Below are 14,043 nucleotides of genomic sequence, written 5' to 3'. Positions count from 1 at the left end.
TTCTTTCTCGTCTTCATGAGATATGTGTTCAAAGTGTTCTTTCAATGCATTCAGCAGTTGGTTTCCGGTAACGTCATCCCTATAGTTTGCGATGAATTTTTTTCCGAACGCATTACTCTGATAACACAAGTGTTTTTAAAGGATTTTATTTACATGACAAATCAAGTTAGATAGTTGGCGGCTTTAAGGGTAAACCATCAATTCTATGGCCAGAATAGGCCTTTCCTTGTAGAATATCGCCCTATTAATGATAATTAAGGCTGATTACTTATGTTAGAAGTCAATCAAATTAATATTACTCTGGCCGATTTGGAAAAGCGAGTCGAAGCGCTTCGGGGGTATCTTTGACTTCGATAAGAAACGTGAACGTTTGGAAGAAGTGGCGCGAGAGCTGGAATCTCCGAATATCTGGGAAAATCCAGAACAGGCGCAAGCATTAGGACGCGAGCGCGCGCAGCTGGAAGGGGTGGTGCATCAATTACAAGCGTTAAGTCAAGCTATTTCTGATTTGTCGGAATTGTTTGAATTGGCGCGTGCTGAAGAAGATGAGCAAGCCATCCATGATGTTGCAGAGGAAATGGTTATGGTCGCTCGACAAGTGGAAACACTTGAATTTCGACGCATGTTTTCTGGTAAAATGGATAATTCTAACGCATTCTTGGATATTCAATCAGGTTCTGGTGGAACAGAAGCACAGGATTGGGCTGAAATGCTACTTAGGATGTATTTACGTTGGGGCGAGCAGCATGGTTTCGAAACGGAGTTGGTGGAATGTTCTGCTGGCGAAGTGGCTGGAATAAAAAGTGCGACCATTCATTTTACCGGTGAGTTTGCCTATGGGTGGCTGCGCACTGAAACGGGTGTCCACCGACTTGTAAGAAAATCGCCTTTTGATTCAGGGAATCGTCGTCATACTTCTTTTGCTGCCGTATTTGTGTCACCAGAAGTGGATGATGACATTGATATTGAAATTAATCCTGCAGATTTGCGTATTGACACGTACCGGGCTTCTGGTGCCGGTGGTCAGCATGTAAACCGAACGGATTCCGCTGTGCGCATCACACACGAGCCAACTGGCATTGTGGTGCAATGTCAGACTGATCGCAGCCAACATAAAAATAAAGATCAGGCCATGAAGCAATTGCGTGCCAAACTGTATGAGCTGGAAATGCAAAAGAAAAACGCGGCCCAGCAAGCGTTAGAGGCAACCAAATCGGATATTGGCTGGGGTTCCCAGATTCGCTCATACGTGCTGGATCAATCACGTATTAAAGATTTACGCACAGGCGTGGAAACAAGTAACACACAGGCTGTTCTCGATGGTGATCTCGATCCATTTATCGAAGCTAGCTTAAAAGCAGGAGTAGGGGCAGTATGATAGAAGAACACATCGACGAAAGCGAAGTTTACCAAATCCGCAAACAGAAATTGGCACAATTGCGGGAGAAAGGGTTTAATTTCCCTAATCAATTCCAACGCCAGCATTTGGCACAAGATCTAATGGAGCAATATGGTGAAACCACCAAGGAAGACTTGGCGGATAAGCATGTTAATGTTGTGGTTGCTGGCCGTATTGTCTTGCGTCGTATCATGGGCAAAGCAAGTTTTTTTCATATACAGGATGTATCTGGACGTCTGCAAATTTATGTCCGACAAAATGACGTTCCGGAAATTTATGAGCAATTCAAACATTGGGATTTGGGAGACATCGTTGGTATAAGAGGTGAATTATTTAAAACGAATACCGGTGAATTAACGGTTCATGCCGAGCATGTTGAATTGTTAACCAAATCATTACGACCATTGCCTGACAAGTTTCATGGACTTGCGGATCAAGAAATGCGTTATCGTAAACGCTATGTGGATTTGATTGCTAATGAAGAGAGCCGTAAAGTATTTTTAACCCGTTCGCATTTAATCCGCGCTTGCCGGCAGTTTATGGATGGGCATCAATTTTTGGAAGTGGAAACGCCAATGATGCACCCTATACCAGGTGGTGCTTTGGCTCGTCCTTTTATTACTCACCATAATACCTTGGCGATGCAAATGTTTTTACGTATTGCTCCTGAGTTATATTTGAAACGGCTGGTGGTCGGGGGATTTGAGCGTGTGTATGAAATTAATCGTAATTTCCGTAATGAAGGAATCTCGACGCGCCATAATCCGGAATTTACCATGATGGAGTTTTATGAAGCGTATGCAACGTATCATGATTTGATGGATTTTACGGAAGAGTTACTGCGTTTTCTCTGTGATGAGGTAGTAGGCAGTCGTCAAATTGAGTATCAGGGGCAAGTCATTGACTTCACGAAACCTTTTCTTCGCATGAGCATTAAAGAGGCCATTTTAAAATTTCATCCTGAGTTGCAGGCCGTGCAGTTGGAAACCATTGAAGATTGTCGGGTCTTGTTGGATAAGTTTGGTTTTGCTTATAAGAAAACGGATGGGTTGGGCAAATTGCAAATGATTTTATTTGAAGAAACTGTTGAACATCAGTTAATTCAACCAACCTTTATCACCGAATATCCAACGGAGGTTTCTCCTTTAGCACGTTGCAATGAAATCAATCCAGAGGTTACTGATCGTTTTGAATTTTTTATCGCCGGTCGTGAAATTGCGAATGGTTTTTCAGAACTTAATGATCCAGATGATCAAGCGGTTCGTTTTCAAAAACAGGTTGAAGAAAAAGAGGCCGGAGATTTGGAAGCCATGCATTATGACAGCGATTATATCGAAGCGTTGGAATATGGAATGCCACCAACTGCTGGCGAGGGTATAGGAATTGATCGTTTAGTGATGTTATTTACGGATTCACCTTCCATTCGCGACGTGATCTTGTTTCCCCATTTGCGTATAAGCGTTTGATTTTTAAAAATGTCACCTGGATAACGCGAAGCGATATTCGGGAGATTGCTCTTGTAAACCCGGTTACCGCTCACGCGCTAACCAGGCTACAAGGGAGATTAATTATCTTCATCGCGGTTCGTAGCCTGGATAACGCCAAGCGATATCCAGGGGATTGTCCTTCGTAAACCCGGTTACCACTTGCGCGTTAACCAGGGTACACGGGAGGGATTAATTATCTTCATCATCCCAACTTAATGTACCGCCAGCTTGATACTCAATGACTCGGGTTTCAAAGAAGTTTTTCTCTTTTTTCAAATCCATCATTTCGCTCATCCAGGGGAATGGATTTTCGGCACCAGGATATTGCTCTGGTAAACCAATTTGATTTAAACGACGATTGGCAATGAAATGCAGGTATTCTTCAAACATGCCGGCGTTCATGCCCAAGATACCATGTGGCATCGTGTCTTTAGCGTATTGATATTCTAACTCCACGCCTTCTTTAATCATGTGAATCATTTCGTTTTTAAATTGCGGTGTCCATAAATGTGGATTTTCAATTTTAATTTGATTAATCACATCAATACCGAAGTTCATGTGCATGGATTCGTCACGTAAAATGTACTGAAATTGTTCAGAAGTCCCAACCATCTTGTTGCGTCTGCCCATGGATAAAATCTGGGTGAAGCCGACGTAGAAGAAAATACCTTCAAAAACCACGTAAAAGGCAATCAAGTCTCGTAACAGACGTTGATCGTTTTCAGGTGTACCTGTACGGAAGTTTGGATCGCTTAAACTTTGGGTAAATGGTAAAGCCCAGGCGGCTTTGGTAGCCACGGATGGAATTTCGCGATACATGTTAAATACTTCTGCTTCATTTAAACCTAAGCTTTCAATCACGTATTGATAAGCGTGCGTATGTAATGCTTCTTCAAACGCTTGCCGCAAGAGATATTGCCGACATTCAGGATTGGTGATATGGCGGTAAACAGCCAATACCAAGTTATTGGCAACCAGGGAGTCTGCGGTTGAAAAAAAGCCCAGATTGCGCTTAATAATTAAACGTTCATCGTTAGATAAACCGTTTGGATCATTCCACAAGGCCAGATCAGCACTCATGCTGATTTCATTAGGCATCCAATGGTTAGCACAAGCCGTTAGATACTTTTCCCATGCCCAAGTGTATTTGAAAGGCACTAATTGATTTAAATCAGCCCGACAATTAATAATTTTTTTATCGTCGACTTGGATGCGACCAGCCCCCATTTCGAGGGCTTCCAGGCCGGTTGCACCAAGTGATTTCGCAGCTTTTGATTGTTGTAATTGTTCGCTGGTCATAGATTTCTCCTTATTGGCAAGCTTCACAGTCAGGATCTGTAATAGAACAGGCCTTTGGTTCATTGATTTTAACAGCATTCAATGCGCCATCTGTGACGGTTGATTTTTCAGCATTACTGGCACCTACACTGCGTAAATAGTAAGTGGTTTTTAAGCCACGAACCCAAGCCAGGCGATATAGTTCGTCAAGTTTTTTGCCCGATGGTTTTGCCATGTAAATGTTTAAAGATTGGGCTTGATCCAGCCATTTTTGCCGTCGTGAACCGGCTTCAACCAGCCAGATTGGGTCAATTTCAAAAGCGGTTGCATAGCGGGCTTTTAATTCTGCTGGCACACGGCTGATCGGTTGCACGCTGCCATTAAAGTATTTCAAATCATTGACCATCACCTCATCCCACAGGTTCAGGGCTTTCAAATCGGCCACCAGATAAGGATTGACCACCGTAAATTCACCGGACAGATTTGATTTTACATACAGGTTCTGATAAGTCGGTTCAATGGATTGTGAAACTCCACAAATATTGGAAATGGTTGCGGTTGGAGCGATGGCCATGACATTGGAGTTACGCATACCTTGAGTGCGGACTTTAATGCGTAATGATTCCCAATCCAAGCGTTGTGAACGATCTTGCTTTAAATGTTGTCCACGTGCTTGCTGCAGCAAATTAATAGAATCAATGGGAAGGATGCCTTTACTCCATAAAGACCCTTCATAGCTTGAATAGCGACCGCGCTCTTTGGCCAACTCGCAAGAAGCTTCAATGGCATAGTAACTGATAAGTTCCATCGAGGTATCAGCAAACTCAACGGCTTCTTCGGAGGCATAATCCAATTTAAGTTGATACAACGCGTCTTGAAATCCCATCAAACCTAAGCCAATTGGACGATGTTTCAGGTTGGAATTACGTGCTTGGGGAACGGAATAGTAGTTAATATCAATCACATTATCCAACATGCGAATGGCAGTCTTGATGGTTTGTTGCAATTTTTCTCCATCCAGCTTGCCTGCTTTGATGTGGGCAGGCAAGTTTATACTGCCTAAGTTACAAACAGCAATTTCATCTTTCGAGGTATTAAGTGTAATTTCTGTACATAAATTTGAACTGTGAATGACTCCTGCATGCTGTTGAGGAGAGCGCAAATTGCAGGCATCCTTAAAGGTTAACCAGGGATGGCCGGTTTCAAAGAGCATGGACAACATTTTACGCCATAATTTGATGGCTGGAATGGTCTTTACATTTTTGATTTTGCCAAGACGGGCTTTTTCTTCATAGTCCAGATATAAGGTTTCAAAAGAATTACCGTATTGATCATGTAAATTGGGCACTTCATCAGGTGAAAACAGCGTCCAATCTCCTTGTTCATGCACGCGCTTCATGAATAAGTCAGGAACCCACAATGCTGTATTCATGTCGTGAGTCCGACGCCGATCGTCGCCCGTGTTTTTGCGTAATTCGAGAAATTCTTCTACATCACGATGCCAACACTCAAGGTAGGCACAGACGGCGCCTTTACGTTTACCGCCCTGATTAACGGCAATGGCCGTTGCATCAGCAACATTTAAAAAGGGAACTACGCCCTGTGATTTACCATTGGTTCCTTTGATATGAGAACCCATTGCTCTTACTGGTGTCCAGTCGTTGCCTAATCCCCCAGCAAATTTTGATAATAGGGCATTGTCTTTAATGGCGCTGTAAATGCCATCCAGATCATCAGGAACGGTGGTTAAATAGCAACTGGATAATTGAGGACGCACAGTGCCAGAGTTGAACAAGGTTGGTGTTGATGCCATATAGTCGAAGGATGAGAGCAAACTATAAAATTCAATGGCTTTCTCTTCTTTCTCGTGCTCACGGATTGCAAGTCCCATGGCAACTCGCATGAAAAAAGCCTGGGGTAATTCATAGCGTACACTGTGTTCATGAATAAAGTAGCGGTCATAAAGCGTTTGTAAGCTTAAGTAGGTGAATTGCATATCACGCTCGGGCAATAATGCGTTTGCGAGTTTATCCAGATCAAATTCACCAAGTTTTGGATCAAGCATGCCTTGTTGAATGCCTTTGGCAATGTAGGATTTGAAATAGGCTGGATAAAGAGAAGCCATTTCATCAAAGGTTGCTTCATTTTGTATTTCAAGCAGGCTAAGGGCTTCGGAACGTAAACTATCAAGCAGTAAACGGGCGCTGACGAATGTATAGTTGGGTTCAGTCTCAACCAGGGCACGGGCTGCCATAATTAATGCTTTATGAACATCATCCAAACTGGCCTGATTATATAAATTACGTAAGGCATCTTTTATAACAGGTTCAGTTTTAACGTTGGTAAGTTCACGGCATGCTTCTGCAACAATGGTGTGTACACGCTCCATATCCAAGGGAACGAGCTCGCCATCCGGCATGGTGATTAAAGGAACTTGCTTGTCGCTCGCTTGTTGTTTTAATTCTGTCGCGCGAGCTTTTCGCCGTTCTTCACGATAAAGAACATAGGCACGGGCTATTTTGTATTGGCTATTACGCATTAAAGCCAGTTCGACCTGATCTTGAATGTCTTCAATATGAATGGTTCCACCACTTGGCAGACGTCGTTTAAAGGTTTGAGTAATTTGTTGAGCTAATTCATCAATTTGTTGATGAATGCGGTTAGAAGCTGCGGCGTTCCCACCTTCGACAGCAATAAACGCTTTGGTAATGGCTACTTTTATTTTGCTTTCATCATAATGGACGACTTTGCCATTTCGTTTGATCGTTTTTAGCAAACCCGGTGTGTTTGCGGTTAATTCCAGTTGGCTTTGCTTGGGTAGGTCTTTTACTGGTTCAAGTATCTCAGACATGTTTTCTCCTGGGAAGGTGAATATTGTCAACAGCTTATGGCAATATCACATATTAATATTATAGCAAAACACAATATATAGATGTTAAATAGATTGAACTAACAAGATAATGTGTTTTGAATTTGATTTCAAGAGAATAACCCAAGGATATGCTGTGGATAAAATGTGGGTATTTAAGAGGGATACCTACATTAAGGAAGACGTGGTCGGACGATGACTGCATCACTGATGTTGGAAAAACCATGTACATTCAATTGAAACGAACCGATGTTTGCTGTCAGTTGACTGGAACTTCCGCCATCCAGATTAAGAGCGTCTTTACAGTTAAGTGGTGGTGATTTCATGAGTTCAGCTAATGTTTTGGTGGTCATGGGCGTGTTGTCCGTCACCAGGATGATCACGTCGTTGTTGGAGGTAATACCAAGGGCAGAGCGTTCGGCAATGCCAGGTTTAAGCGGCGGGATTTGTCCATCGACCAAAAGACGCGGGCCACTTTGCAATGCAAAATCAATGTTTCGGTCATGTCTAAATTGCCGTGGGCCAGATAAATGAGGTTTTTGGCCTTTGATATAAAATATTCCCCACCAACTGATCCGTTTTAATGGATTATGTTGTTGGTGATTACTAATTCGTAAACCGAGAGAATGATAGTCTCGGTCAAAAAATCCACCATTAATGGCAATCAAGGCATCACTGTGTCGAGCAAATTCATCGGTTGATGCATGTTTTTGAGATAATTGCTTGGCCATGACCAAATCAAATTGATTTTTTTTCAAATCAATGCGGAACACATGAATATGAGACCATGGATTTAATACGCTTGCGCTTAAGTCACGATATTGAATACCCGGGGCAAGTTCCCGCCAATTATCAGCAAAACTCAAAGGGGTTACCAATAAAAGCGTAACTAATAAAATAAGCGATTTTAGTCTTTGCCTTAAGTCAATGGTTTGCCTAAGCATATTAATCTTGTATCCTTGTGTACAAACTTTCAATGCAATGGGAACGTTATGCAAACATTACTGCAAAATAGCAATTCAGCCTTGGATAAGTCAACCGGCGAATTAAAGGAAATTATGCAAAACGTATTAAAATGCGCGGTTCGGCTAGGTGCCAGTGATGCCGCAGTAGGCATGAATGTCGATCGTGGTTTTTCAGTCGATGTGCGTATGGGTGAGGTGGAAACGGTTCAATTCAGTGAAGATAAAGGACTAAGTGTCACGGTATACATTGGTCATCGCAAAGGAGGCGCAAGCAGTACGGATACATCACCAGCTGCCATTGAAGCTATGGTTTCGGCGGCTTGTGATATTGCGCGGGTCAGTGCCGAAGATCCTTGTTTTGGGCTGGCAGACCGGGAATTGATCAATAATCATTACCCTAACCTGGATTTATTTCATCCTTGGGCAATCACTCCATCGGAAGCCATCGAGAAAGCCCTGGCTTGCGAACAAACGGCCTTGGCTACCGATAAAAGAATTAGCAATTCCGATGGCGTTCATTTGTCGACTTATACTTTTTCACATGGCTATGCAAACAGTTATGGTTGTGAAGGTGTTCTTCACAGCAGTCGTCATAGTGTCAGCTGTTCACTCATTGCCAAAGATGAAGAGGGAATGCAGCGTGATTATGATTATACAACGGCGAGGCATTTTAATGATTTGTTACCGCTTGATCTTTTGGCTAAAAGTGCGGCCAAGCGTGCTGTCAGTCGTCTTGGGGCACGAAAAGTAAAAACGCAAAAAACACCGGTAATTTTTTCTTCTCGGCTTTCCCATGGGTTGTTTTCAACGTTTATCAGTGCCATTAGTGGTTCAAATCTTTATCGCAAAAATTCTTTTTTGCTGGATGCCATTGGAAAACAGATTTTTCCCAAAGAAATCCATATTCATGAACAACCGTATTTATTGCGTGGTCTGGGGAGTTCACCACTTGATGGAGAGGGTGTGCCAACGCGAAATAATACATTCGTCAACGAAGGCAAGCTTTGTCAATATGTTCTGGGCAGTTATTCTGCACGGAGATTAGGATTAAAGACCACTGCAAATAGTGGTGGAGTGTTTAATTTAACGATCGACCCGACTGCGGGAGATTTGCAGGATTTATTAAAAAAATGGATAAAGGATTGTTAGTGACCGAACTGATGGGACAAGGAATTAATATTTTAACCGGTGATTATTCTCGAGGCGCCAGTGGGTTTTGGATTGAAGGGGGTGAAATTCAATATCCTGTTGAAGAAATAACAATTGCGGGTAATTTAACCACCATGTTTCGTACGATTGCTGCCATTGGTCGTGATATCAATCCGAATATAGCCACACGCTGTGGCTCTGTGTTAATCGAGGAAATGACGATTGCAGGCAGTTAGCAGCAATGATTGGGCATGGAATATGCCCCCTTTTAAAAGGAGGGGGCTATAAAAGCTTGCAATGGTGGTACCGCAAAAAAACAGGAGGGAAAACTAAAATTGCCAAGAAGAAATCTTAATTTTTATCACGAAAAATAATGCGGCCTTTCGTCAAATCATAAGGCGTTAATTCAACTTTTACTTTATCACCCGTTAAGATTCGAATGTAGTTTTTACGCATGCGCCCAGAAATATGAGCGGTAACAATGTGACCGTTTTCAAGTTCTACACGAAACATGGTATTAGGCAGTGTATCGATGACGGTACCCTGCATCTCAATATGATCTTCTTTTGCCATAGTTCTCCCGGAATTAATATAAACCCTGCATGATATGCAGTAATAAAGACAGTAAAGTGCAAATAGTGCCCTAAAACAAAGAAAATGGCAATTAATGTCAATTTAATCATAAAAAAACCGAAGTGGATCATTCACTCGGCGGACCCTAATATCAACTGGTTTGATTTGTCCATTGTCCCTGGCGGGTTGGGTATTGCAAACTGTTTTTTAAGAGTTTGAGAAACTGATGACGGCTAATGATTTCTGCTCCTAAACGTTGCAAGTGTGCTGTGGGCAATTGACAATCAATAAAATCAAATCCCCAGCTGGAGAGGGTTTGACATAAATAATAAAGAGCCAACTTGGATGCATCGCGAACTTCATGAAACATGGATTCCCCAAAAAACACATGTCCCAGACTGATTCCATATAATCCACCGGCCAAGCTATCTTCAAGCCATACTTCAAAAGAATGAGCATAACCCATGGTATATAACCTGGTATAGGCTTCTGTCATGTCGGTTGTTATCCAGGTATTATTAAGACGGCCATAGCTGGTGGCGCAGGCATGGATGACAGTAGAAAAGGCAGTATCTATGGTAAAATGAAATGGTTTCTTTAGTGATTGTTTCAAGCTGCGCGATGGTTTAAATGAGGTAGGTTTTAAAATAAGGCGAGGATCTGGAGACCACCATAAAATAGGGTAACCAGGATTAAACCAGGGAAATATTCCCTGGCGATAGGCGGTTAATAAACGCTCTGCTGACAAATCGCCCCCAATTGCCAGTAATCCTTGGGAATCGCTGGTTTCAGGATCGGGAAAGGTGAGTTCGTTTTGAGCCAGTAGTATCGGTTTAATAATTAACCGCCTAAGGAATCAAGATATTTTTCAGCATCCAGTGCTGCCATGCAACCAAAGCCAGCGGAGGTGATTGCTTGGCGATACACATGATCAGCAACGTCGCCGCAAGCAAATACTCCAGGAATATTGGTTGCGGTGGCCATGCCATTTAGACCTGAGCGAATGGCTAAATAACCATCGTTCATGTCCAGCTGTCCCTTAAATAATTCGGTATTTGGTGTATGACCGATGGCAATAAATACGCCATCTACGTTCACGTCGTCTTGTTGATTGGTAAGAACATGGCGTACTCGAACGCCAGTTACTTTCATGCCATCCCCAAGCACTTCTTGCAACGTGTGATTCCATAACAGTTTTATGTTTCCAGTGCGAGCTTTTTCAAACAACTTATCCTGCAGAATTTTTTCTGAACGTAGGGTGTCACGACGGTGTATTAATGTCACTGATGCGGCGAGATTCGATAAATATAACGTTTCTTCAACAGCAGTATTGCCGCCTCCTATAACACAGACATGCTTATTACGGTAAAAAAATCCATCACAAGTGGCGCAGGCAGAAACCCCGCGGCCTTGATAAGCTTTTTCTGACTCCAGACCTAAATAGCGGGCAGATGCTCCTGTGGCAATAATTAACGCATCGCAGGTGTATTTTTCGCTATCCCCACTTAAGACAAACGGGCGTCTGCGCAGATCGGCTTCGATGATATGGTCAAAAATAATCGTTGTTTGGAAGCGTTCGGCGTGTTGTTGCATGCGTTCCATTAATGCAGGCCCTTGTAATCCTTCAACGTCTCCAGGCCAGTTGTCGACATCGGTGGTGGTGGTCAGCTGTCCTCCAGGCTGCATGCCTGTGATAAGGACAGGGTTTAAATTCGCGCGGGCAGCATAGATTGCGGCTGTATAACCTGCGGGTCCGGAACCAAGGATGATGAGGCGATGATGGTTGGGTGAGCTCATTTTTCTACCTTTAAATAACCTGTTTTTTATTCTGTGCAAAAATATTTATGTTAAGATGACGATAGTATGATAAATCATGTTGCTTTAAAATACCTATGACAAAACAGCGTAAGGGTAACAAAGCTGCTACCCCTAAAGCAGCTACGCCGCATTTTTTCATGAAACGAATCAGTGAAGGCAGTTTTATTTTAGTGCTGACTGTGGCTTTATTTGTGTTGCTGTCTTTACTTACCTATCGTATGAACGATCCCGGGTGGATGCATATCGCAGATTCTTCTGAAATAGCCAATGCCGGTGGGCAGGTTGGTGCTTATATTGCCGATGCACTTTATTTGAGTTTTGGATATCTTGCTTACCTTCTTCCGGTTTGTTTTGCCTATGTAGCCTGGATGATTTTAAAAGACCATCGTGCTTTGCGTACGGTAAATAAGGCCATGTTACTGCTGCGTGGCGTCGGTCTTGTCTTTTTATTATGTGGTGGTTGTGGTTTGTTTTCTCTGGAATTGCATGCGGCTTCGCATGGAATTGCTCATCTTCCAGGAGGATATCTTGGGTACTATGTTGCCTTTTTTTTAAGCAAAGGCCTCAATGTTCAAGGTGCGACGCTTCTCCAGTTTGCCATGTTATTGGTTGGGGTAACTTGGTTGACAGGCCTGTCTTGGGTTTATGTAACTGAATTTATCGGTTGTTATACTCTGGTTATCATTCGCTGGCTGACTCACGGTGTTGTTAGCAGTTCTCGCCTGTTTTTATCTGCCGTGGCGTTGCTTAAAAAATTTCACTTGCAGAAACGGTCTGAAAAAATAAAAGTTTCTACCATGCCAATCATAAAAGCAGATAAGGTAAATGTAGATAAAGTAAATAAAGAGACGCCAACGATAAGAAAGCCTCTAATACGGGAGCAACCAGTATTAATCAAGAAGGCAAATGAACAGCGCTTGGCAAGCAAACCAGAAGTTTCTGGTACGATGCCCTCTTTAAGTTTGCTTAACAAGGGAGAACCAGGCAAACCTATGGCAGGCTATAGCCATCAGGAGCTTGAACTTTTGTCGCGCGAGGTAGAACAGCATTTATTAGATTTTGGCATACAAGCCGATGTGGTTGCGGTGCATCCCGGGCCTGTTATTACCCGTTTTGAATTGCAATTGGCTGCGGGAATAAAAGTCAGTAAGCTTACAGCGCTTTCTAAAGATCTGGCGCGCTCCTTATCAGTCACCAGTGTACGGGTTGTTGAGATTATCCCTGGCAAAACCGTTGTGGGTATTGAATTGCCAAATCAAAATCGTGCCACCGTATGTTTATCGGAAGTTTTATCCTCCGACGTCTATCAGAAAGCTCATTCACCATTAACATTGGCATTAGGGGTTGATATCGCTGGAAGTCCAATGATTGTCGATCTGGCAAAAATGCCGCATTTGTTGGTCGCAGGAACGACCGGATCTGGCAAGTCCGTTGGGATTAACGCCATGATATTAAGTTTATTGTTTAAATCTTCTCCTGAGCAGGTTCGTCTCATTATGGTTGATCCAAAGATGTTGGAGTTGTCCGTTTATGATGGTATTCCGCATTTGTTGACACCGGTTGTGACGGATATGAAAGAAGCTGCTAGTGCATTGCGCTGGTGTGTGGGAGAAATGGAAAGACGATACCGCTTAATGGCGTTTTTTGGTGTACGTAATTTATCTGGATTTAATGCAAAACTGGCAGAAGCGGCAGCAAGAGGCGAGCCGTTGGCTGATCCTTTATGGAAACCAGCCAATTCCATGGAAGAACAAGCACCCGAATTGCAGCCTTTACCATACATTGTGGTGATCATTGATGAATTGGCTGACATGATGATGGTTGTTGGCAAAAAAGTGGAACAATTAATTGCCCGAATTGCTCAGAAAGCAAGAGCGGCTGGAATTCATTTGATTTTGGCGACCCAACGGCCTTCTGTGGATGTTTTAACCGGATTGATTAAATCCAATATCCCGACCAGAATCTCTTTTCAAGTGTCATCAAAAATTGATTCGCGAACGATCTTAGATCAACAGGGTGCAGAACAATTATTGGGACATGGAGATATGTTGTTTCTGGCCCCAGGAACCGGTGCTCCCTTACGCGTGCATGGCGCTTTTGTTGACGATATGGAAGTGCATTGTGTTGCAAACGATTGGCGAGCGCGCGGCACACCGGATTACATTGAAGAAATTACCCAACACACTGGCGATGGTTTGGAAGGTAATTGGGGTGAAGAAGGGGAGGAGACGGAAGACTCTGACCCGCTTTATGATCAGGCGGTTGAATTTGTTATTCAAACTCGTAAAGCAAGCATTTCAGCAGTGCAAAGACGATTTAAAATTGGTTATAACCGCGCTGCTCGTTTGGTTGAAGAAATGGAAAGAGCTGGTTTGGTGGGCCCTCTGGAGGGTGGTTTTAGGGATGTATTGGTGGCACAACTTGAAGATTAATGTTGTATGTAACCTATAGACTTGACTGTTTACTGAAGAACCAGGCTGGCGACAAAGCGCAAGTCTAGATTTT

Annotated in this window: 9 protein-coding genes and 1 pseudogene; 4 read left to right on the top strand and 6 right to left on the bottom strand. The window is 43.0% G+C overall.

All coding sequences use genetic code 11. From position 1 onward, the window contains the following. Window positions 1–270: 270 nt before the first annotated feature. Both prfB and lysS read left to right on the top strand, forming a co-directional pair. A protein-coding gene (gene prfB / locus LOA_RS09660) for a peptide chain release factor 2 (RefSeq protein WP_118996661.1) occupies window positions 271–1,378 on the top strand; the annotation gives its coding sequence in 2 pieces (ribosomal slippage) (window positions 271–345 and window positions 347–1,378; 1,107 coding nt in all). Next, window positions 1,375–2,865, top strand: a complete 1,491-nt coding sequence (gene lysS / locus LOA_RS09655) for a lysine--tRNA ligase (RefSeq protein WP_025386159.1) — start codon at window positions 1,375–1,377, stop codon at window positions 2,863–2,865. The genes prfB and lysS overlap by 4 nt, the downstream gene beginning before the upstream one ends. A gap of 210 nt (window positions 2,866–3,075) precedes the next feature. Here lysS and LOA_RS09650 read toward each other — a convergent pair whose 3' ends face one another. From LOA_RS09650 to LOA_RS09640, 3 genes are all read right to left on the bottom strand, one after another. Continuing rightward, window positions 3,076–4,185, bottom strand: coding sequence for a ribonucleotide-diphosphate reductase subunit beta (locus LOA_RS09650; protein ID WP_025386158.1), 1,110 nt, complete (start codon window positions 4,183–4,185; stop codon window positions 3,076–3,078). 10 nt (window positions 4,186–4,195) lie between these two features. Continuing rightward, complete coding sequence (locus tag LOA_RS09645) at window positions 4,196–7,015, bottom strand: ribonucleoside-diphosphate reductase subunit alpha (protein WP_025386157.1); 2,820 nt, start codon at window positions 7,013–7,015, stop codon at window positions 4,196–4,198. Between the two features lie 191 nt (window positions 7,016–7,206). After that, window positions 7,207–7,977 carry a phosphodiester glycosidase family protein gene (locus LOA_RS09640; protein WP_025386156.1) on the bottom strand — a complete coding sequence of 257 codons (771 nt, stop codon included), beginning with the start codon at window positions 7,975–7,977 and terminating at the stop codon, window positions 7,207–7,209. A gap of 48 nt (window positions 7,978–8,025) precedes the next feature. Between LOA_RS09640 and pmbA the strand changes: the two are divergent. Continuing rightward, window positions 8,026–9,383, top strand: a pseudogene (pmbA, locus tag LOA_RS09635) (metalloprotease PmbA). Between the two features lie 115 nt (window positions 9,384–9,498). Here pmbA and infA read toward each other — a convergent pair. The 3 genes from infA to trxB form a co-directional block, all read right to left on the bottom strand. Beyond that, window positions 9,499–9,720, bottom strand: a complete 222-nt coding sequence (infA, locus tag LOA_RS09630; protein ID WP_025386155.1) for a translation initiation factor IF-1 — start codon at window positions 9,718–9,720, stop codon at window positions 9,499–9,501. Window positions 9,721–9,871: 151 nt separating this feature from the next. Next, window positions 9,872–10,543 carry a leucyl/phenylalanyl-tRNA--protein transferase gene (aat, locus tag LOA_RS09625; RefSeq protein WP_025386154.1) on the bottom strand — a complete coding sequence of 224 codons (672 nt, stop codon included), beginning with the start codon at window positions 10,541–10,543 and terminating at the stop codon, window positions 9,872–9,874. A 17-nt stretch (window positions 10,544–10,560) separates the two neighbouring features. After that, the gene (trxB, locus tag LOA_RS09620; RefSeq protein WP_025386153.1) at window positions 10,561–11,517 is read right to left on the bottom strand and encodes a thioredoxin-disulfide reductase; all 957 of its coding nucleotides are present in this window, start codon (window positions 11,515–11,517) and stop codon (window positions 10,561–10,563) included. Window positions 11,518–11,612: 95 nt separating this feature from the next. Here trxB and LOA_RS09615 point away from each other — a divergent pair, with 95 nt between their 5' ends. Next, the gene (locus LOA_RS09615) at window positions 11,613–13,970 is read left to right on the top strand and encodes a DNA translocase FtsK (protein ID WP_025386152.1); all 2,358 of its coding nucleotides are present in this window, start codon (window positions 11,613–11,615) and stop codon (window positions 13,968–13,970) included. Window positions 13,971–14,043 lie beyond the last annotated feature (73 nt).

Source organism: Legionella oakridgensis ATCC 33761 = DSM 21215 (assembly GCF_000512355.1).
GTDB classification, from domain to species: Bacteria; Pseudomonadota; Gammaproteobacteria; order Legionellales; family Legionellaceae; genus Legionella_A; species Legionella_A oakridgensis.
Note: the sequence above shows the minus strand (reverse complement) of the source record. Positions and strands in the feature narration are given on the sequence as shown.

What these genes read in the sequence shown, in the direction of transcription:
- LOA_RS09640 (WP_025386156.1), bottom strand. Translation starts at nt 7,977, where the DNA reads ATGCTTAGGCAAACCATTGACTTAAGGCAAAGACTAAAATCGCTTATT.
- LOA_RS09645 (WP_025386157.1), bottom strand. Translation starts at nt 7,015, where the DNA reads ATGTCTGAGATACTTGAACCAGTAAAAGACCTACCCAAGCAAAGCCAA.
- trxB (WP_025386153.1), bottom strand. Translation starts at nt 11,517, where the DNA reads ATGAGCTCACCCAACCATCATCGCCTCATCATCCTTGGTTCCGGACCC.
- lysS (WP_025386159.1), top strand. Translation starts at nt 1,375, where the DNA reads ATGATAGAAGAACACATCGACGAAAGCGAAGTTTACCAAATCCGCAAA.
- LOA_RS09650 (WP_025386158.1), bottom strand. Translation starts at nt 4,185, where the DNA reads ATGACCAGCGAACAATTACAACAATCAAAAGCTGCGAAATCACTTGGT.
- LOA_RS09615 (WP_025386152.1), top strand. Translation starts at nt 11,613, where the DNA reads ATGACAAAACAGCGTAAGGGTAACAAAGCTGCTACCCCTAAAGCAGCT.
- infA (WP_025386155.1), bottom strand. Translation starts at nt 9,720, where the DNA reads ATGGCAAAAGAAGATCATATTGAGATGCAGGGTACCGTCATCGATACA.